Source organism: Parapedobacter pyrenivorans (assembly GCF_014636865.1).
GTDB classification, from domain to species: domain Bacteria; phylum Bacteroidota; class Bacteroidia; order Sphingobacteriales; family Sphingobacteriaceae; genus Parapedobacter; species Parapedobacter pyrenivorans.
In genome coordinates this window covers 117,729-136,800 of sequence record NZ_BMER01000004.1, presented here as the reverse complement: position 1 = coordinate 136,800, position 19,072 = coordinate 117,729, and the positions used below count along the sequence as shown (strand labels likewise).

Below are 19,072 nucleotides of genomic sequence, written 5' to 3'. Positions count from 1 at the left end.
TCTACTTAATCGGTTAACTAATTGGCCTTTTAAAAAAATTAACTACGAAACTCCAGTGAGCAAGACAGCGTTATCCGTTTTGGCTCCTGCTGCTGTTTCTTTCTAGATTTCGCCTTTCCTTTCGCATTCTCCATCTGCTCAATCAGCGAATTCACCGCTGTTCTGCCGATTTCTCCTACCGGCATGCGTGCCACATTGATCTGTGGTGCCAACACCTTAAAAATAGGCTCCTCGTGGATACAGGCCATTTCGAACTCCGGCTTTATTCCCTTTTCATAAAAATACTGGAACGCCTCCAAAGCCAGGATGTGGGTCGTAAAGAAGAAACCATCTACATCCGGTACCTCGGTAAAAATACTGTTGAGTACCCGATGGATATTCTTTTCATACCCCGCGAAATCGACTTCGCCGTAGAGCCGCGGATCCAACTGGAGTCCCGATTCTCGTAAGGCATCTTCCACCCCTTCGCGGCGCTGGCTCATCGTTGTCAAATAGGAGTTCGTAGTCAGCAGCGCTATTTTTTTGCATCCCTTGTTAATCAAATGCTTAGTCAGCATGCAACAACTATCGCGGTTATTGATGATGATGTAACTCGCGTTCAATTCGGGAAAATAACGGTCTATCGTGGTTAATGGGTATCCTTCGTCAATCAGCCGCAGTACTTCCACTTTCGACCGTTTTGTAGGGGCTAGGATAATCCCATCTACGCGTTTCGCTTTAAACAACCGGATAATCTCATCCTCCCGATCGATATCGGATTCCGAGCTGCTGATCATCAGTGAATATCCCTGGTTACGTGCCCTGGATTCGATTTCCCTTGCCACCTCGGAATAAAACGTATCTGAAATTGAAGGCAATATCAGGCCAATCGTTTTGGTTTCACCCGTGTTAAGACTCCGCGCAATCATATTGGGCTGGTAGTGCAGCGATGCCGCATATTCCAATACTTTTTCAGTCGTCGCCTGGCTGATATTCTTTTGCTCAGCCTGCCCGGAAAGCACCCAAGATACGGTCGTCTTGGAGAGCCCCAAATGTTCAGCGATATGTTTCAGCGAGGGTTTCAAACCAGCACAATTTATTAAATCGGATTATATTGGATTTACTTAACCGTTTAAGTAAACAATGCAATGTTAATTCATTTTTTTGACACCTCAAATTTTTTTTTGTTTTTTTTTCTATTGGCCTTTTTTCGCTTCTTACTGCCGCTCGCCCAACCAGGTTCCACTCATGGGCGGATTGGTTATGGTATTGGTCCATGTACCCGATGCGGTCCCTTCCCCCGTGAGCGTACCGGTAAATTCGCTGCCGGTGGCTACCGTTCCGATGGTTGCCGTAAAACTACCGTCCTTACTTACATTGCCCTCCATGCCAAATGTGGTACCCAACCGCGTGGATTGCCCTGTTCCGGAAATCTCTCCGTCGTCAGAAACCGTTACACTCCATGTTCCCTGATCATTACCAGCATATTGTCCGGACCAATTGCCTGCGAAAGGGGACACATTCGCTTCTTTGTCTTTTTTACATGATACTGCCACTGCGATTAGGGCTATCAATAACCAGCTGAATCTTTTCATATCGATTTTTTACACGTATATCGATATCGATGAAAAAGGTCATCAGTTTATTATTCCCTGAAAACATCGGGCACCACAAAAGGTATATGCCGGAGTACCACCCCGGGGTCGAATACGAGCTCACTCCGATTGGCTATGATCTAAAGGCAATCATCAACGCCGGCTTTCGAGCCGCTTCTCCACCACGGCTTCCCGATTGCGCCAGGCGCGTAGCTGGGGCTCTTCGTATACCGGAAACCCTTTATCATTCAACAGGCCGAGCGACTTGGCCAGTTTACGGCTCAGTGCGGCCGAATCCCGGTTCTTTTCATCAAAGGCTTGCTGATTGGATGCAATGACGTGCTCGGCGGCGGCAATGGCTTGCCTGATAATCTTGAGCTCGGCCTCGTACTTCTTTTGCTTGCGCAGGATGATCATCATCCGGCTGTAAGCATCCGCATTCAGCGGTTTACGCCGAGCCAGGGCACGGTATATTTTCAGCGCATCGGCAGCTTTTCCTTCTTTTTCCAGCTTCCGTGCTTCTTCCATTTGGGTCTTACGAGCTATTTTCTGTTTGGCCATGGCAAATCCGCATGCGTTGGTTTCCACGATGGTAAACAAGCGAGCGGCGGTTTGGTTCATGATCTCATCGATGCACCACCAGTTCCACATCGCCGGATACCAAGCTGATGTGGCAACAATCAAACGTAACCACGTAATCGGCTTTGACCACCTCACGCTTGCCGATATAGCCCTGAAAACGGAGCTTAGTGTGTTTAAACTTCGGGATATGCTCCCGGTCGAGGTCGCCAGAAACCGGATAGCTACCGAGCCTCCTAAACGCTGCCCATTGGCTACTGTCATAGGTTCGGGTTAGCTCCTTGCCGTCAGCCAAGCGGGTCACTTTCATCCTTTCCAATGCCACGGGATTACCCGATTGGTCTACAAGTTTCACGCTGATCCAGCGCAATTCATACGTACAAGGAACGGATTTACAATCCTGTACTTCTTCGTTCCCCAATTCCCTTTTACCGCAAGATAATGTGAGGGCAATCAACAGTGTGCATAAGATGGTTATTCTTTTCATCGTTGGTCAGTTTTCGTATAAGACGAGACCTAGTGCTGTTTCGCTACGCCTTTACCCTTCACCCTTTTTTCCCTCCATTTGCGGTTGTACCAGATGATAAAACCGGTTACCGGAAGGGAGGCAGCAATCAAACTTGCGAGAAAGGCCAATATTTTGCCCGGCAGTCCTAAGATGGACCCCACGTGGATGTCATAATTCATACTTCTAAGTTTCTCCCCGCGGTTTTTGTCCGAAAATTTAGCGGTGCTTAGCCAATTCCCCGAATACTGGCTGTATTGCTCAACCACGTCTCGCCATGTTGTGCCCCGGTAGCGTATCAATACATTGATGGGCGCATCATCACTTTGCCCGAAGTAAACATGGTACCCCGAGGCATCCGGGTACCGCGCATGCACAGCCGCATACACCTTATCGATCACGCCGGCTTCCTCCTCCATGGGTTCATTTGGCAGGGGGGCAATCCTTTGGGTTTCAGATTTCGTCCCCACATTGGCGAGCCATTGCACGCCGTCATTTACCCAAGGAAACGCCCATACCAGCCCGGTAAGCGCAATGATAAAAGACAAGGAAATCGAGTAGAATCCCAATATGTTATGCAAGTCGTAATTTTTCCGCTTAAGCCGGGTACTCGCTTTCCAACGGAACCGAAACCGGGTACGTCGCGCCTTCCTGTTTTTGGGCCACCAAAGAATCAGGCCCGTAATCAGTGACAGCACAAAAAGCAAGGTAGCCACCCCCACGATAGGCTGCCCGATCGGATTGGAAAAGAGCAGGCTCCAATGCAGGAAGAGCACAACACGGAAAAACTCAAACTCGGAATTTTCGGTTGCTACAACCCCACCGGTATACGGGTCTACAAACACCGATTCGTAATATTGTTTGGCATCCCAATACCACGTTCCCTCCCGGTCACTCCCCCGATAGGCCCTGAAATGCACCGTGCGCTTCGGATCATTATAGATTTCCATGGCCGTAACCGGTTTTGCTTCGCCCCAAGCATCCTCGGCCGTTTGGAGCAGCGCCGACAGCGGTTGTGGCTGTCCGGTGGCCGATGGCACAAAAAGCCGTTGCTGGTACACCAACGGCTTTAGCTCATCCACAAACACCAGTATGCACCCGGTTATCCCCAATATGAAGACAATCGCGCCGGATCCCAAGCCGATCCAAAGGTGGATCTTACGAAACAATTTTCTGACGGTCATCGCGGAAATCCGGTATCCAGTTAGAACCTAAACGTCAGGTTAGCCACAAAATTAGCCGGCGCCTGCGCGTTGCCCCAGTTGTCCCAATACCGTTGGTCTGTCAGGTTATTTACCTTCAATTGGATGCCCCACGCCTGCCGGGTATAGTATAATACGGTGTTAACCAGCGTATAGGACGGGATGAAAAAATGATTGTCGCTAGCCCGGTACATTTTGTCTACGTAATTAACCCCCACGCCAAGCCCCAATCCTTTCAATTGCTGCTGGAATGTGTAGGATGTCCAAACATTGGCTACACTTTCCGGCGCGCTGGCAGCCTTGTTGCCCTCAATGGCCTCATTACTAGCTTTTACAATCCGATTATCGTTATAACCATATCCGGCCACGACGTTGAGGCCCACCACCGGCTCCGCGATCAGTTCCAGGTCTATCCCTTTGCTCGTTTGCTGGCCATCCTGTATCGTAAACATGTCCGCATCCATACGGATCGCGTTGTCGATATGGATGTAATAATAGCTTGCGGTGAAGCTCATTTTTTTACCGAAGAGCTCCGCTTTAACGCCCCCTTCCGCCTGATTGGCAAACAAGGGGTCCAACGTCTGCCGGCTGCCATCCGGTTGCACCACTGGGGCCACATTCTGGAAACCGCTCATGTAGTTACCAAATAGCGAAACCTGTTGCGGCACCATTTGATACACCAAACCGAGTTTAGGAGCGAGTGACGTCTGTTTAAAGCCCTCCTCACCTTCCATCTCCTTGCGGTTAAAATGGTCCAAGCGCAGCGAGAGCATCGCCGAGAGGCGTGGCGTTAGCCCCACCACATCAGAAGCATAAAGGCTGGCATTGTGCTGCGTGGGGGTAGGATAAGGTTCGAAGCTAACCAATTCGTCGATTTGCTGCTTAAGCACAGGCTGAAAATCACCCGTTACGTCTACGGCATCGATCACGGTCCCTTCCGCAAACAGGAAGCTACCCGTATAGTTGCGGTAGTTTCCGCCCAGAAGCAAATTATGGGTGATACCGCCGGTGCGGAACTGCCCGTTGAAGTTTTGCTGCACGTTGGTATAGCCATTATAAACCGGCCCATAGACCGCGGATGCCCGCGTGGCCTGCGTTGGTGACGTCCAGATCACGGGGCGCTGGTAGCTGCGATCCACGTTTTCGGAGATGTATGAAAACAGCGTCGTAGACTTCCAGTTGCTGGAAAGCGCATATACCCCCTCGGCAAAAAACCGCGTGGCATGGTTCTTTACGTCTACGTTATTATGGTACAAAGACTCCCGGTAACCCAGCCGCAGGTCTTTAGGCTGCCGGATGTCTGCAGACTGGATAATGAAATTCATCGGCTGGGTGTTGTGCACGTTTAAGAACTCCGCGTCCACATTCAGCGTCAATCGCTCATTGACGCGATAGTTCAGGCTCGGTGCGATCAGAAACGTGTTATTGAATCCATAAGAAAGGAAACTCCGCTCCCGATGCATGGCGCCATTCACCCTAAACCGGATTGTCTTTTCGGTATCAAACACCGTGTTCACGTCGGCCGTGAGGCGGTTCAGTCCAAAGCTACCTGTCGAATAGCTGATCTCGGTACGTTTGGCATCCAATGGCTTTTTGGTTACTAGGTTTACCACCCCGCCGAATGACGACACCGATGAACCGAACAACGTGCCCGACGGGCCTTTCAACACCTCGATCCGTTCCACATTGGCTAGGTCCATGGCAGACCGCTCCGTTGTCGATTCCATGCCATTCCGGGCGTTTATCCCCGTCCCGAACCCCCTGAAGAAGACACTCAAGCCCCCGGATGGGTTAATAACGGGCAGGGCACCAGCCGCATTCCGCATCGATTCGGCAATGGTAAAAGAAGCCTGTTCTTGCATGAGCTGTTTGGTGATCACGCTATACACCTGCGGATTCTCCAGATTGGTGAGCGGCATCCTTGCTACGTATTCGGTTTCCTTGTTTGCAAACCTATTTACGCGTTCGCCGTTTACCACCACCTCCTGCAGGGTTTGCGCATCCTCATAGAGGATGAATGTCACTTTGTTTATACCGCCGGCCACTGCGGTTACCTGCTTCTGCTGGGTTTGTAGCCCCACATAGCTGGCCACCACCGTGTGTGTACCTGGTTCGATGTTTTCCAATGTAAACCGCCCCTGCTCATCCGCTTGCGTACTGCGTTGCCCACGGATGCTCACCGTCACGAAGCCGGCCGGCTTGCCATCACTGGTGCTTACCGTTCCCGATACTGCGGCCTTACCAGCAGCAGGTGGCAGCCCCTGCTGGGCAACGCTGGCTGAAAGGAAAAACAAGGATAAGCTAAAAACAAGTACGGCGCGTAGCCCGTATTTTCTGGAATTAGCGACTTCAATTCGTAACGAATGCATATTAATGATGACTATAATGTGAGTTTAAAGACTGCAACTAAATGGCTACTGCGTAAGACAGTGTTGCTTCACCGTCGTAATCGGTAGTGGCGGCAAAGTTATTATTATTTAGAATGAATTAAAACAAAGAATTGGCATTTTTTTAGGCTAGCCAATTAGCTCATGTCGTAAATGTCGGTTATGATGTTGGTTGTCATTCTGTACAGTCGACCGGTTTACACTGTTACGCTTTTGTTTGTGGCATTAACACATTTTAACATATTGCATACCAGTGTGTTAAAAATGTTAAAACGCTAGTGATCCTCCGAGCTCGCGTTTATCTTCGTCTTAACATTATCAATTATCTAAGTTTGAAAGGAGTTTAGAATGAACATCACTACCCTATTCGCCGCATCGGCGATTTGCCTGGCCGCCTGCGTAACCACCACTACTGCCCAGACCGTAAAACGCGGCGAACATACGCCCACCATGCAGGATACTTACCTCGTTGCCGGCGAGCTGGTTGATGGCAACAGCAAAAACATTGTCGTTTGCAAAGCCCATGAGCATCCCTATTCCAATCAGCTCATTGTGCCGGTCATCGATGGCAAGTTCTTTTTTACCCTGCCTGCCAAAAGCGCTGCGGCCTACATGCTTATACCCGAAGAAAATTTCGAAGGTTTTTTGAGAGCCTACGTTATCTTTCCGGAGCCAGACATTTACGTAACGCTCTACCCCGGCGAGCGCTACGCGGAGAATACGGTTACCGGCAGCCCGCTGACCACCGAATACCACCGCATCCGGGCCGATCTCCAACAGCAGGTAGCCACCCGCGAGGTACAGATTGATAGCCTGCGGGATCTTGTAGCAGCAGGCCAACTAGCCGAGGCGGAGGCAACCACGCAAGACTCCCTATTGAATATCGATTACCTGGGCTGGGTAGACGCTTACATCAGCGAGCACCCCACGCTGGTGTCTTACCAGCTCATCAAGGATTTGATACTGATGGCTGAAGACGACGCCCATTCCCTCAAAACCGCTAATAAGCACTATTCCACTTTTGCAGCCCGTTTTCCGGATCACCCGTATACCGATATGATCGGCACCTATCTCAACGGCAAGTACCAACTGGAGGAGGGCAAGCAATACATCCCCTTCAAGGCCGAAGACCTAACCGGCAAGCTGGTGCTGGCCGATACGCTTCTGGCACCCAAGGCCACGCTGCTCAATTTCTGGGCCTCGTGGTGCGGCCCCTGTATCAGCAAGGCTCGTACCATGGTGCCGGTCTATGAAGTCTTCAAGGATAAGGGGTTCGGTATTATCAATATCGCCCGGGAACTCCGGGATACGCAATCGCTTGAGGCATTACTAGAGCGAGAGCAGCTCCCTTGGCAAGTGAACCTGGTGGATCTGGAAAGCCAATACGGCGTGTGGCACAAGTACGGAATTACCAACCTCGGTGGTGCCATGGTGCTGGTGGATGGCGATAAACAAATACTCGCGGTAGATCCTACACCAGAAGAAGTGACGGCGCTGCTGGAACAACTGGATTAGCACCGACGTTTGCACTACCCTCCTATCATTCATAGTGAAGTGAATCCACTGGGTTGGCCATCGTTGGGTTGGTTTTTCAGTGCTATTAGCGTTTCCAAATTTCGCGGGTGAGTTTGGCTTCTGCGAAATCGCGGCCGTTTACCTTCGTATTTCCGGCAAAGCCACCGAGCATGCCGATGGTATTGCAATTTTTATCGTAGACAAGCGCGAAGGTCCCTTTGTTTTCCACGTATACACGACGCCCTTCGAAAAGGTATTCACTCATGGATACGCCTTGCGGGCCTTCATCATTTGCTTTCAGTTCGTTTACTTTCTTCAGCACACAAGCCGGAATTTCGTTGCCCATATCCTCCTTGGAGCACGACAATACCGAAACGATCAGCAACGCGTATAAGGCGGTTATTCTTTTCATCGTTGGTCAGTTTCCGTGTAAGACGAAGTGCAACATCGTTTCGCTACGCGACTATTCATTTTATACTTTCCGGTATCCCTTCCCATACGCATTGCCTACCCTTCGTTTACCCTTTTTATACCTTTTTCTTACCCCTTTGGTAAGCAATTGGTAAAGAATTGGTATAGCCGAGGTAAAGCTTTGGTAAGGAAATGGTAAGAAACTGGTAAGGAACTGGTAAAGAACTGGTAAAGAACTGGTAACGCCGAGGTAAGGAAATGGTAAGCGAAGACTAAGGGAGGACTAAGTGAATGGTAAGCAATTGGTAGCAACATGGTAACTGCCCCCGCCGTTGATTCCCCGGCGGGGGCAACGATCAACCGGTGTTTCCTCGCCTACCCGATTCTATGATATCGCTCATCAGGTAATACCGCATACCGCCGATGCGAAGCGGTTGCAGGATGCCGCGTTCGTTGTAGCGTCGCAGCGTGCGGATGCTGATGCGCAGCATCATGGTTACTTCCTCAGGTAGTAGCAATCCATGCTTGTGGGCTGGGTTTCCCAGACCAGCGAGGAGACGTTTGAGTAGTTCGGCAAGCAGGTTGAGCAACGGGAAGATGGCTTCCATCACATTTTTGCCTTTGCCGGGATACGAAAGATAGGGATTGTTTTCCATAGCGAACTCCGTTCTGTGTTTGGTAAATGTATAATGGTGTACGGTTTAATAATCAATCGTGCCGTGCATGATGTGCGGCGCGATCCGTCAAGTTAGCCATCAGCGCGGCCACTCTTTTCTTGGCGCCTTCGCCCACGGCGCTATACTTTTTCCGGAGACTCTCGTAAGACAGCGTGTCACTGCCGCTTGTCCTCGCATGTCTACTCAGGAAGAGAAATATCGGTTTGAGGGCTCCGGCATCCATTACCTGCTCTTCGAGCACAAGGCGAAGAAAAAAAAGGAGTTCTTCTACCGACAATGAAAAACTAATACACCGGCCATAGTCACTGCCCGTCAGGAAAGTCATCATTTCGCTGACAAAACGCTCATAAAACGACAATTGATCCAGCACATACATGCGCCTCGCTTCAATAGGTAGCTCCAAGGCAGGCTGAATCGCTTCCTGCAGGTTCCGCCTTGCATTAAGGCTATCTCCCAAACGCTGATAGCGCTCCCCTAATTCAGATAATGCATTGTAAGACATACTATTTAAAGCTGTTATGTCATCATTTAAGTCAGCCGTATTTTCCAATCGACGACGCACTACATCCACCTGCTGGCCGATGTTTTCCAATTTATGTAATAACATGTTATTCTGTTGTTTTATGCTGTTTGTCTAGCAGATACTGGTAAAATTTAGGCCCGTATTTGTCACCGATCGGCACCACTTTGCACGCCTCGTGCTCCACGTTCTTCAGGTACACCTTGCCATTTTGGTGGCGATAGTATCGTTTGAGCGAGATCATAAAACTCTTGTGGATCCGCATAAACAATGAAGCAGGAAGCATCCGTTCCACCTCTTTGAAACTTTGGTCAACCAATATGGCATCATAGGTATGGAAAATGCGGCAACGATGGTCGCAGGCTTCAATCATTTCGATATCAAGTGGGTTTATCTCCACCGGGTTCGAAGCACCCCCGGCTGTAAAATATAACGTTTCATGGCCGAGGATGGCCGGCGTAGGCCGCTTCTCCAACGCACCCGATGCGCGCAGAATCGCCTCATTAAACCGAGCTCCCGAAAAAGGCTTTACCAGGTAATCGGCGGCAGACACTTCATAGGATTGGCTACCGGCGCGGGCATCGGCCGTGCATAGAATTACCTTCACCCCTTTGTCCAGCCGAAGGATCACCTCCCATCCCGATAACGGCGTCATTTCCAGGTCAAGCAAAAGAATGTCCGGTTTAAACCGCGCGATTTCTAACAGGCCGGCCTCCGGATCGGTTTGCGAGCCGACGAGCAGTAGGTTCGGGTTATCGTATACCAACCTACTGAGTTTCCTTACGGCACGGGGATCGTCATCTAAGATATATACTTTAAATACTGGCATAAGTTATAGCATTTGATGAATAGTTAATGTCACCTCAAAGAAATCACCATCCACTCGGGTATCCAGGGCGTACCGGTCGTCGAAAGCCAATTCAAGCCGTCGTCGCACCACCGCCAACCCTCCTCCCGAAGCGCTTTGATTGGTATTCTTGCGGCCAATCTGATTGCGGAAGCATACGGAAAAATAGTCATCCTTAAAATCGATGATGATGGTAAGCGGTTCGGTATCAAACCGGCCATGTGTATATGCGTTTTCAGCCAGGTAGATGAGTGTCATCGCTACAATTTTCTCCCCAGCTGACTCGCCTATAATCTGTAATACGGGCTGTTTAAGATCTGTCCTGCCATTGTCTCTCGCGTTAAGGTACAAATCCAACAACCCCAACTCCTTTTCGATCACCACGATGGCTCGGTTTTCCAACACATTTTCGGCATTATACTTCAGAATATCCGCAAGCGACTGTATACGCCGACCAAGCGGTTTTCCCTGTTCGCCCATCAAGGCCAGAAGTTCATCTTCTATCCCATTAAGTTCATTGTACTGGAAGTGCGGATTGAAATGTCCGCCGAGTGCGCGCAACTCCATTTCTTGGGCACGCTTCTCCGCCTCCAACCGCGCAATGTCCACTTCCAGTTTTTCGCGTGTTGTCTTAAACATATTGATCAATGCCGCACTCAGCCGGTGCGCGGCAACGAGAAAAAGGGCAATGATGGTGTAATAATACAGCCGGGGTATCGCCATGATGATGAACTCTTCCAGTGTGCGATCGGTCTGTCGATTGGGAATTACTTTCAATGAGGATGGAAATATGTCGTAAATCAACTTATGGTTCACTTTGATAATTGCGTAAACCACCACGCCCATAAGCAACAGCCCCCACACCCACGTTGTCCTGGAGAAGATCAGAAAAAAATTGCCCATCAGGATGTATATCACCACCAGCGAAAGCGCCGTATATGCCAACACATTGACGATATTTACTTCTTCACGCATTTTGAGATTGTACACGGTGTTGAGCGTAATCATTGAGGTTATCAATCCGACATGTAATAGGCTGAGGACAATTCCGCTAAGTTTTTCTGGAGACTTCATCAATTTAGATTTCCGCCCAAGGTACAAAGAATCATTTTTTTCACGAACCCACCTGTCGTTTCCAAACGTTTAAAATGGCCTGCATAGCCGATTCTGGCAACGAATACATTTCATATCCCCTTTTCTTCAACAGAAAAAAGCGCCTGCCGTTACGTACAATCCCGTATTCGGAAATTTCCGGCGCATTGCCGGCAAATGCCTGGTTTCCATCATCCAAGATATACGGACCCCGCAGTTCTTGCGTTGCAAACTGGTGATGCAGAAAGAACCAGTTCTCCCATTGTGCCGGAGCATGCAGCAGCATGCCCGCAAAATCATCCAGAATTTTTGATAATGCCCATTCCGAAGCAATCCCGGAGTCCGCCATTGCGGGGATAAATGAGGGATTAGCCGTGAATTGGATGGCTCCCTCAGCTGAGCGGGTACAATAGATTGGATGGAGCGGTACCCCTAGCTTTTGGGCAAGATATGCCGCACCTTTGCGCAAAAACAAGTGTTGGCCAAGAAACGGTAGCCGCTCCAACTTAGCCGTGTCAGCTACCGACAATCCGGTAAAACCATCCAGGTACAAGACAATGTTATACCCACGTTTGAGCAGACGCATCAGTTGCCACACGGTAGACCGCTGTTCGGCATCTACCAGTTGCAACTCGTGGCGAAGGCCATGGTTATTCCCAAGCAACCTAAAAAGCCGTTTAAATTTTGCGCCCTGCTGTTCGAACGCCCGATGGGCAATCAGCAAAGCAAAAGGCAGTTTGTTTTTTGCCAGCAAGTAATTGATCACGCGGTACGAACCGGCATGAAACGTACAAATGATGCCGGGATGCGACCGTAGGCGCTCCGTAACGTCATCATCCCAGCCGTTGATGGCTACCGGCAGCTGCGACCCAAAATAACGTTCGTCCAGCAGGGATAGCTGTTGGTTGATGTAAGCCTGCCGGTACAACGGCAAGTGGCATCCATAATCCAATACCGGAAGAAAATTAGTCAGGTTTGCACTGAATAGTGAAAACTGCTGAAGCCGGTCCGGCGTTTCAAAGGGATTAAGTCGATTCGCGAATTCAGCAATCCGCTGTGAAGTCTGTCTATACTTATCCATGGTTGGGTAATTCAAGTTACGGTTTAATAAGGTGATTGGATGGAGTGCATGCTCCATCCAATACACCCGTGTTGTCCATCACCCGGGCTAGAGGATGAACTCATCGCAGGGCTCGATATCGCCCCAATCCACGTCTTTCAGAAATTGATCAAAGGGGATTGGCTGGCTTAGCACCTGCTGCAGCTGATCAATCAGCTGCGGGGAAAGTAAATCTACCATGTCCATTTGGTGTTTGTGTTTGCAATTGCCGTCTATGTTCCTTACAGGCGCGGCCCCCTCCTGCTTTCACAAACATGGGGCTACCGGGCAGGCTAGGCAATTTCATCCCGTAAACAGGCGTGTGGCAACGTAAACTGGTCAAATGTTCTATTTTTTTACAACGGGCATCACATCAGTGCGTGTCACCACTGGAGACCGTTTTCCGGCATCCATTTAACGATTTGCTTGCGGTTTTATAGTTGATGTCTCCCCTAGTCACGGCATTTAGGCGGGCTAAATACCAGGATATTTCTATTCCGGAAACGCGCAATATCGAAACGCGTATTTCAATCGTGCAAGCCTTTTTAAAATAGCTATGTTTCCCATTGCTTATTAGCAAGTTGCCTGTAAATTGCCTTACCTGCCACCCCCTGTCACTTGACAGTAATGCATAACGCCATTAACTTTCCCCATCAACTTACCAATATGGAGCGCTTTTTTACGTATTCAAGGCAATGGGTAGCAATGGAAGAAAAGGCGCGCGGCTACCTCCTTAATCACAGCCAGATCCGCTCCTACCGGGCTGGCACCGATTTTACCACAGCCGGCGATGCACGGCCATTCTGGTGCTTCGTCCTCTCCGGCTTGGTGGTTGGTGTAGAACACCTTGCCAGCGGCAGGCAGATCTACAACTGGTTGGTTAGGCCAGGCGAATATTTCACTGGCACCATGCACCTGTTTACCGGCCGGCCGCACACGGCCAGCATCCATTTTCTACGAGACACGCAGCTCCTGCTTATCCCTGCTGCGATCATGCAATACGCACAACAGCACTTTCTTTCCATCAGCGAGCTGCTGCACGTTTTGAAGCAGCGACGCATGCAGCGCCAGGAAGAATTACTGCTCCTCGTCCTCAAGCCCACCAATAGCCGGTACGCTGTCTTCCGCATCCATATGCATGAGCTGTTTGCATTGTTGGATGAAAAAGAACAGATCGCCTACCTGCACATGAGCCGGAGCCAGTATTTTACAGCCAAAGCAGCCTTCAACAAACTTCCATGATGTAAATTCAGTCCGATATCGGACTGTGGGCGTCATCGCCTGTGTGCATTTTTGTACTATGGGCAATGCATTCACAAACACACGGCATAGCAAGGAGAGCACCGGATTTCATATTGCGGTCAGGTGGATCCAATGGACACAAATCACCCGGCTTACCTTTCGTTACATCCAACTGATCATCCGTTACCTCGATGTTTTCTCCAGGATGGTTTACCAAGCACCTCGGCTACCTTTCGGAGCAACTAAAGCATTCACACACGATCGTAAATACGCGCCCTTCCCGCTAAGCTTGCGGACGCCCGCCTGAAGCAGGGGGCCTTCGCGACCGGCGTGCCTACCGGATCGTCAAGCAGGCAAATAACTATTTTAAAATCCAATATTTTTCAACTATTATGAAAAAGATATTATCCGTAATAGCACTAACGTTGATTTGTGCTATCACACTAACAAATGCCAGTGTTGCCGTAAAGGCAGCCACTGATGACAACAGGAAAGAAAAGAAAGACTCCAAAACGGTGGTAAACCAGTTTTGGGTCTATAAGGGCGGTGGGCTGCCGGAAACCTCACCATCCAGCTATCGGGCCCCTGAGCCCGAAGATGAACCATGCGAAGGTTCCAACGAGCTTTGCGGCATCAACGCGCCCGAGGGAACACCGGGGCAGCCCCAAATATCCCCTCAATTGGCAAGTAAAATAAATACGCTTGATACCGAGGGAGACGAGGTGGTTTTGAGAAACTAATCGCTGGTCGCAACCAAGTCTATGGTTGCCGGATCGAATCCAAAGACTTCCCGCCAATACATGCGGGAAGTCTTTTTCTATTATCGAGGATTCTGTTTAATCCCAGATAATTCAATGACACTCCAGGGTATCAAAAAAACATATCTGGGATCATTTGGCGGCAAGGTGAACGTCTCATCACCTAATGACCGCACCAAGGTTTTAGCAAATTCCGCTTCTTTGTTTAGCCGCCTTATATCGCTCCATCGGGTGCCGCGAAAAGCGAGTTCTTTCCTACGCTCCGTAAGCACAATTTCCAGCGCCTCTTGTGCAGACAAATCCTCGCCCATCGGGGTATATTGACCTCGCTGCATTCGATGAGCCAACAATCTGTTGAGGTCTTTCATCCCGCCTGGAATATTTCCGAGCCTTGCCGACGTTTCCGCCCGTATCAGCAACAATTCTCCGGCAGAAAACCCGTTGAAAAGCAATGCGTTGTTGCGTCCTGCATAGTTGCCCTTAAAGCTATAATAACCATCGCCTTCCTCGCGGAAAAATGCCTCGCGGCGAAGGTCGTTTAGCCCGTACATTGCCATCAGACTGGTATCTACCCGCGCATTACTCGGCGTTAGCCCCCCACCCCTGCCCGAAGATGTGGAATGGAATAACACTTCGTTATTAAAACGGTCAAACGGCATGTCAGCCCTGATATCATGCTCATTCAAATCAATAAGAAACGGAAATGATTGTAGCGCTGAATCGGCAAACCGATTGGCTTGTTCAAATTCGTTCATCACTAAATAAACCCTCGCCAGCGCGGCAAACGATGCAGCCCGCGTAGGCCGTGTCTTTACCTGCTGGGTCTCCGGAAGCAATGTGGCCGCCTTTTTAAAATCATCGATTATCTGTTGATAAGTTTGTTCTACCGTTGCTCTGGTTGTCTGCTCGGTGATATCGGCGGTCAGTCTCAGGGGAATTCCATCGAGTGAAGCTGCATCCTCCTTACGGTATACAGGCGAAAACACCTGCGCTAGGTGGTAAAAGCTATACCCCCTAAAAAAGAATGCACATCCTTTTGCGTTGTTGACTGTTAAACCGGATCCACTATCGTGCTTGCCTAACCCACCTAAGATGACATTCGCATTCATCACCACCCGGTAAGCGGATGACCATGCAATCTCATTTTGGGCATTGGCATCCCATATATAGTTTTGCCGTGCCTCAAGGATTCTCAATGCTTCATACCGGTCTACGGGCAGGAAATGATCATCGGAGGCATCATCCGCTATTGCGGGGTAATTGTAGGACATCTCTTGGCCATCAATTATGGCCATAAAATCCTTTATCGTCTCCGGTACGGCTAAGGCTTTATCCGGTTTTACATCCAGGTAATCTTTGCACGATAGTGTTAGCGCCGTTAACAAGATCAAATATGTCAGTTGCTTCATTTTTTTTTTGTTAAAAGGTAGTTGAAATGCCAAAAGCGATGCTACGGGCAGCAGGCATACCATACCCATAATCCGGATCTAGTTTATGCTTATTTGCTCGCCACATGATTCCAATATCGTTTGCATAGAAAAAGACATTCACATTTTTCATATTCAGCTTTTTAAGCTCGGCCAGTGAAATTTCATAAGAAACCCTTATATCCTTCAGCCGGATATGGTCTCCGCGCGCTACCAGCGCGCTGGAATTCACATAAACTTCATCACGCTGCGGGTTGGCTGGATAAACCATAGACGGCACGTTGGTATGACGCTCGTGGCCCGGGGCTTGCCAACGATGCGAGAAATCAGCATGCCCCAACCAGTCGTTGAATAATCCGCTATAGTTTATACTCGACCTCCTGAAATAGTAGTCGAACCGATAAACAACATTCACTGACAAGGAGAATTTACGGAAGCTCAAATCATTTCTAAAACTACCGAAGTACTGCGGCAGCGCGGATCCGTGGAAAACCAGGTCATTTTCAGTAGCATTGTAAACGATTGCGTTATAATCCTTACTGGGCTTTGCATCCAACGAGCCTATCGGGTCACCCGTCTGCGGGTCGAGGCCATTCCAGCGATAACTCACTAAGTTATATGCAGGCATGCCCTCCTTTGGAAAAATAATAGCATCCGCGCCTACATATGTCGTCAATTGGCCCGGATCGAAAAGGTATTTGGCAACTTCATTACGGTTATAAGAGAACAGCAACGCAGAGCTCCATTTCAAAGTTCCATTTAGATTTAATGTGTTCAATGTTATATCCACGCCATGGTTATTCAAGATTGCACTGTTTGCAGAAATGGTCGCGCCGGCACCGGCGGTTCTATCCAACGGAACTGGGCTAATCAAATCAATTGATTTTTTGAAGTAGTATTCAACACTGCCGGAAAGTCGAGCGCCTTTAGTTGAAAAGTCCAATCCTACGTTGGTCATACCAACCTTTTCCCAGCGGAGATTCGGATTAGGAAAATTTGAAATCACAGCATACGGGAGGCCGTTGATGCTGTTTGATAGCGTTGGCGAGCGATACGAAATCGTGGTCACAGCCGGAATCGAGTTGTTTACATTTCCGCTGTAACCATACGTTGCCCTGAGCTTAAGATACGGCAGCCATCCGGCTCTGTAAAAGGTCTCTTCTGAGATAAGCCATGCAGTGCCAACCGACCAAAGCGGCACCCATTTGCTATTTGTTGCCACCCCGAAAACATTGGAGGCATCTCTTCTTGCACTTGCACTGATGGTATATCTGTTCTTATAATTATAACTAGCATTTGCATACATAGACACATTCCGGCTTATCGTGCCCGTGAAACGATCAGCAAAAGGAATCACGTTGTTGCCCGAAAGATTACCGATGATGGGATACCTTGTGAGGTAGTCTACCGGCGCTACGGTATAATTCTGCTCATCAAAGCCATAACTGCGCGTTGAGCTCAATTCTGCAGTTGATTCCCTCGCCTCTGCTCCCGCAATTGCATCTACACGGTGTAGGTTCCATGCCTTTGCTAAGTTTATCTGCGTCCGTATTCCATAGGCCCTTGTTGTCGCACCCGTTTCATCCCTTATGGCACCATAGGGCAGATTATAGATGAGTCCCGATTCTGTTAAGGTTGAATACCTGTTTATCAGATCGCGTGCAAAGTAAGTTTCAAGTCCGTATATATTCAACGCGCTCCTGCTACCCTGCTGATATTGATATTGCGCAGATACATCCAGTCCCTCCATTAGTCGGTACTTCCCACCGGCCCGTATCAAAATATCCCGCGATGTGGACGAATTGTTTGCAAAATCTCGTTCACCCAACGGTTTCGACTCCCAATTAAGCAACCGTCCCTGCCCAAGTGTATCCAAAAACAGTTTCCTGTGCCCGCGCTCAAGCGCCAGTGGATTCCCCTGATCATCCGCGAGACGGGCATAGGGATAAAGGAAATTCTTCCCGCCACCCGTGGCGAGTTCACCGTATCCTCCCTGGCTGTTGTTATCACGGGCACCAGCCGCGTATTGAAATCCGAAAGCAAATTCTAGATCCTTAACGGGTCGATAAGCTTGATCGGTGCGAATGGTCATTCGCCTGTAACCATCGCCAATCAGATTACTCAGGTTATCGTCATAGCCCACAGACGCGATATAATTCAGTTTTTCTGTACCTCCTGAGAAATTAAGTGCATATTGTCGGTTAATCGCGCTTCGGTAAACATGCTTCAGAAAATCATCGCGGACATCCCACTTGCGGTATTGCCCAATCGCCCGATCGATGGCCTGCACTGTCCCTGCATCCGCACCCTGCCGGCTAGTCAGAAGCTCTACGACGGGTGAGATGACCGGCCGGTTGGTGGTGTTTTGAAGTGCAGTATTATAAAAACCCTGGTCAAAGAGAAACCATTCAACGTCGATAAAATCAGCTGATGAAATAGCTGGTTGGTAGTATAAGTCCGGTTTACCAATCACATTCACGTTCGCATTAAATCCGATGGTCAAAGGCTGGTTGCGCCGCCCTTTCTTTGTGGTAATGACAACGACCCCGTTTCCGGCCCGTACACCCCATATTGACGAGGCCGCAGCATCCTTCAGGAATGTAACGTTTTCAATATCATTGGGGTTTAAGCTGTTTATATCGCCCTCAAAGGGGAAATTATCTAATACAATAAGCGGCTGCCGGATAGCGGTTGTGAGGGTACTTAGTCCGCGTATGCTGAAGTCTGTACCGCTGCCCAGCCGTTTATCGAAATGCACGCTATTGACCACGCCGTCCAGCCTGCTGATCACGTCAGTACTTATCTGGCGGTTAAAAAGTTTATTGTCTATTATCTCGAATGAACCGGTCGCTCGCTCTTTAGTCAGCACCTGGTAGCCCGTATTGACATTTACCTCTTCCAACACACGTTCTACGGGTGTTAGCGCCACACGCAGTAACTGGGCCGAGTAGCGTGGGGTTAGTGCAAGACGATATGTAACATACCCAAGATTGCTTATGTAGAGGGTATCCGCTTGGCCAGCCGTTTCTATTGAAAAGTCGCCGCTTTCATCGCTGATGGATTTATTACCTGCAAGCCCTATCGACACGGTTGCACCGGCTATCGGCGCTCCGGTATCTTTGTCAACTACATTTCCCAAAATCGTTTGTTGAGCCTTCAATGCGCTAAAAGCCTGCAATAACAGCAGGATAGCGATGAGTGGTTTTGAGTTTTTTTTATTCATCATGTTTGTAAGGT

Annotated in this window: 18 protein-coding genes; 3 read left to right on the top strand and 15 right to left on the bottom strand. The window is 49.2% G+C overall.

The window, feature by feature from the left end; translation table 11 throughout:
* Nucleotides 1–38 precede the first annotated feature (38 nt).
* The 6 genes from IEV98_RS17695 to IEV98_RS17670 form a co-directional block, all read right to left on the bottom strand.
* Nucleotides 39–1,064, bottom strand: a complete 1,026-nt coding sequence (locus tag IEV98_RS17695; protein ID WP_188507365.1) for a LacI family DNA-binding transcriptional regulator — start codon at nucleotides 1,062–1,064, stop codon at nucleotides 39–41.
* A 132-nt stretch (nucleotides 1,065–1,196) separates the two neighbouring features.
* Nucleotides 1,197–1,574 (bottom strand): hypothetical protein, encoded by a 378-nt coding sequence (locus IEV98_RS17690; RefSeq protein ID WP_188507364.1) that lies wholly within the window; start codon nucleotides 1,572–1,574, stop codon nucleotides 1,197–1,199.
* A gap of 153 nt (nucleotides 1,575–1,727) precedes the next feature.
* Nucleotides 1,728–2,258 carry a hypothetical protein gene (locus tag IEV98_RS17685; RefSeq protein ID WP_188507363.1) on the bottom strand — a complete coding sequence of 177 codons (531 nt, stop codon included), beginning with the start codon at nucleotides 2,256–2,258 and terminating at the stop codon, nucleotides 1,728–1,730.
* A complete protein-coding gene (locus IEV98_RS17680) occupies nucleotides 2,200–2,640 on the bottom strand; it encodes a hypothetical protein (RefSeq protein ID WP_188507362.1) in 441 nt (146 codons plus the stop codon). Before IEV98_RS17680 ends, IEV98_RS17685 begins: the two co-directional genes overlap by 59 nt.
* A 29-nt stretch (nucleotides 2,641–2,669) precedes the next feature.
* Nucleotides 2,670–3,842, bottom strand: coding sequence for a PepSY-associated TM helix domain-containing protein (locus tag IEV98_RS17675; RefSeq protein ID WP_188507361.1), 1,173 nt, complete (start codon nucleotides 3,840–3,842; stop codon nucleotides 2,670–2,672).
* 20 nt (nucleotides 3,843–3,862) lie between these two features.
* Nucleotides 3,863–6,229, bottom strand: a complete 2,367-nt coding sequence (locus IEV98_RS17670) for a TonB-dependent receptor (protein ID WP_188507360.1) — start codon at nucleotides 6,227–6,229, stop codon at nucleotides 3,863–3,865.
* A gap of 366 nt (nucleotides 6,230–6,595) precedes the next feature.
* Here IEV98_RS17670 and IEV98_RS17665 point away from each other — a divergent pair, with 366 nt between their 5' ends.
* Nucleotides 6,596–7,762 (top strand): TlpA disulfide reductase family protein, encoded by a 1,167-nt coding sequence (locus tag IEV98_RS17665; RefSeq protein ID WP_188507359.1) that lies wholly within the window; start codon nucleotides 6,596–6,598, stop codon nucleotides 7,760–7,762.
* Between the two features lie 85 nt (nucleotides 7,763–7,847).
* On the opposite strand, the gene IEV98_RS17660 is transcribed toward IEV98_RS17665, so the two are convergent.
* The 7 genes from IEV98_RS17660 to IEV98_RS24610 all read right to left on the bottom strand — a co-directional run bounded on the left by IEV98_RS17660 (nucleotide 7,848) and on the right by IEV98_RS24610 (nucleotide 12,609).
* A complete protein-coding gene (locus tag IEV98_RS17660; RefSeq protein ID WP_188507358.1) occupies nucleotides 7,848–8,174 on the bottom strand; it encodes a DUF6970 domain-containing protein in 327 nt (108 codons plus the stop codon).
* 355 nt (nucleotides 8,175–8,529) lie between these two features.
* Entirely contained in the window at nucleotides 8,530–8,829 is a 300-nt protein-coding gene (locus IEV98_RS17655; protein ID WP_188507357.1) for a helix-turn-helix domain-containing protein, read from the bottom strand.
* A gap of 52 nt (nucleotides 8,830–8,881) precedes the next feature.
* Nucleotides 8,882–9,457, bottom strand: a complete 576-nt coding sequence (locus IEV98_RS17650) for a hypothetical protein (RefSeq protein ID WP_188507356.1) — start codon at nucleotides 9,455–9,457, stop codon at nucleotides 8,882–8,884.
* 1 nt (nucleotide 9,458) lies between these two features.
* Nucleotides 9,459–10,199 (bottom strand): LytR/AlgR family response regulator transcription factor, encoded by a 741-nt coding sequence (locus IEV98_RS17645; RefSeq protein ID WP_188507355.1) that lies wholly within the window; start codon nucleotides 10,197–10,199, stop codon nucleotides 9,459–9,461.
* A gap of 3 nt (nucleotides 10,200–10,202) precedes the next feature.
* Nucleotides 10,203–11,225 (bottom strand): sensor histidine kinase, encoded by a 1,023-nt coding sequence (locus tag IEV98_RS17640; protein WP_188507354.1) that lies wholly within the window; start codon nucleotides 11,223–11,225, stop codon nucleotides 10,203–10,205.
* Between the two features lie 106 nt (nucleotides 11,226–11,331).
* Nucleotides 11,332–12,390 (bottom strand): lysophospholipid acyltransferase family protein, encoded by a 1,059-nt coding sequence (locus tag IEV98_RS17635; RefSeq protein ID WP_188507353.1) that lies wholly within the window; start codon nucleotides 12,388–12,390, stop codon nucleotides 11,332–11,334.
* A gap of 87 nt (nucleotides 12,391–12,477) precedes the next feature.
* Nucleotides 12,478–12,609 carry a hypothetical protein gene (locus IEV98_RS24610; protein ID WP_262892491.1) on the bottom strand — a complete coding sequence of 44 codons (132 nt, stop codon included), beginning with the start codon at nucleotides 12,607–12,609 and terminating at the stop codon, nucleotides 12,478–12,480.
* Between the two features lie 426 nt (nucleotides 12,610–13,035).
* On the opposite strand from IEV98_RS24610, the gene IEV98_RS17630 reads away from it, so the two are divergent.
* On the top strand, nucleotides 13,036–13,650 hold the full coding sequence (locus IEV98_RS17630) for a Crp/Fnr family transcriptional regulator (protein ID WP_188507352.1): 615 nt from the start codon (nucleotides 13,036–13,038) through the stop codon (nucleotides 13,648–13,650).
* Between the two features lie 392 nt (nucleotides 13,651–14,042).
* Entirely contained in the window at nucleotides 14,043–14,390 is a 348-nt protein-coding gene (locus IEV98_RS17625) for a hypothetical protein (protein WP_188507351.1), read from the top strand.
* A gap of 80 nt (nucleotides 14,391–14,470) precedes the next feature.
* On the opposite strand, the gene IEV98_RS17620 is transcribed toward IEV98_RS17625, so the two are convergent.
* Together IEV98_RS17620 and IEV98_RS17615 are read right to left on the bottom strand one after the other, a co-directional pair.
* A complete protein-coding gene (locus IEV98_RS17620; RefSeq protein ID WP_188507350.1) occupies nucleotides 14,471–15,817 on the bottom strand; it encodes a RagB/SusD family nutrient uptake outer membrane protein in 1,347 nt (448 codons plus the stop codon).
* A 10-nt stretch (nucleotides 15,818–15,827) separates the two neighbouring features.
* On the bottom strand, nucleotides 15,828–19,061 hold the full coding sequence (locus tag IEV98_RS17615; RefSeq protein WP_188507349.1) for a SusC/RagA family TonB-linked outer membrane protein: 3,234 nt from the start codon (nucleotides 19,059–19,061) through the stop codon (nucleotides 15,828–15,830).
* Nucleotides 19,062–19,072: the final 11 nt, after the last annotated feature.

Bases quoted from the DNA above. Each gene is read 5' to 3' on its own strand.
- IEV98_RS17675 (WP_188507361.1), bottom strand. From the start codon at position 3,842: ATGACCGTCAGAAAATTGTTTCGTAAGATCCACCTTTGGATCGGCTTG.
- IEV98_RS17680 (WP_188507362.1), bottom strand. From the start codon at position 2,640: ATGAAAAGAATAACCATCTTATGCACACTGTTGATTGCCCTCACATTA.
- IEV98_RS17640 (WP_188507354.1), bottom strand. From the start codon at position 11,225: ATGATTACGCTCAACACCGTGTACAATCTCAAAATGCGTGAAGAAGTA.
- IEV98_RS17665 (WP_188507359.1), top strand. From the start codon at position 6,596: ATGAACATCACTACCCTATTCGCCGCATCGGCGATTTGCCTGGCCGCC.
- IEV98_RS17690 (WP_188507364.1), bottom strand. From the start codon at position 1,574: ATGAAAAGATTCAGCTGGTTATTGATAGCCCTAATCGCAGTGGCAGTA.
- IEV98_RS17645 (WP_188507355.1), bottom strand. From the start codon at position 10,199: ATGCCAGTATTTAAAGTATATATCTTAGATGACGATCCCCGTGCCGTA.
- IEV98_RS17660 (WP_188507358.1), bottom strand. From the start codon at position 8,174: ATGAAAAGAATAACCGCCTTATACGCGTTGCTGATCGTTTCGGTATTG.
- IEV98_RS17615 (WP_188507349.1), bottom strand. From the start codon at position 19,061: ATGATGAATAAAAAAAACTCAAAACCACTCATCGCTATCCTGCTGTTA.
- IEV98_RS24610 (WP_262892491.1), bottom strand. From the start codon at position 12,609: ATGGTAGATTTACTTTCCCCGCAGCTGATTGATCAGCTGCAGCAGGTG.
- IEV98_RS17620 (WP_188507350.1), bottom strand. From the start codon at position 15,817: ATGAAGCAACTGACATATTTGATCTTGTTAACGGCGCTAACACTATCG.
- IEV98_RS17670 (WP_188507360.1), bottom strand. From the start codon at position 6,229: ATGCATTCGTTACGAATTGAAGTCGCTAATTCCAGAAAATACGGGCTA.
- IEV98_RS17650 (WP_188507356.1), bottom strand. From the start codon at position 9,457: ATGTTATTACATAAATTGGAAAACATCGGCCAGCAGGTGGATGTAGTG.
- IEV98_RS17625 (WP_188507351.1), top strand. From the start codon at position 14,043: ATGAAAAAGATATTATCCGTAATAGCACTAACGTTGATTTGTGCTATC.
- IEV98_RS17635 (WP_188507353.1), bottom strand. From the start codon at position 12,390: ATGGATAAGTATAGACAGACTTCACAGCGGATTGCTGAATTCGCGAAT.
- IEV98_RS17655 (WP_188507357.1), bottom strand. From the start codon at position 8,829: ATGGAAAACAATCCCTATCTTTCGTATCCCGGCAAAGGCAAAAATGTG.
- IEV98_RS17630 (WP_188507352.1), top strand. From the start codon at position 13,036: ATGCATAACGCCATTAACTTTCCCCATCAACTTACCAATATGGAGCGC.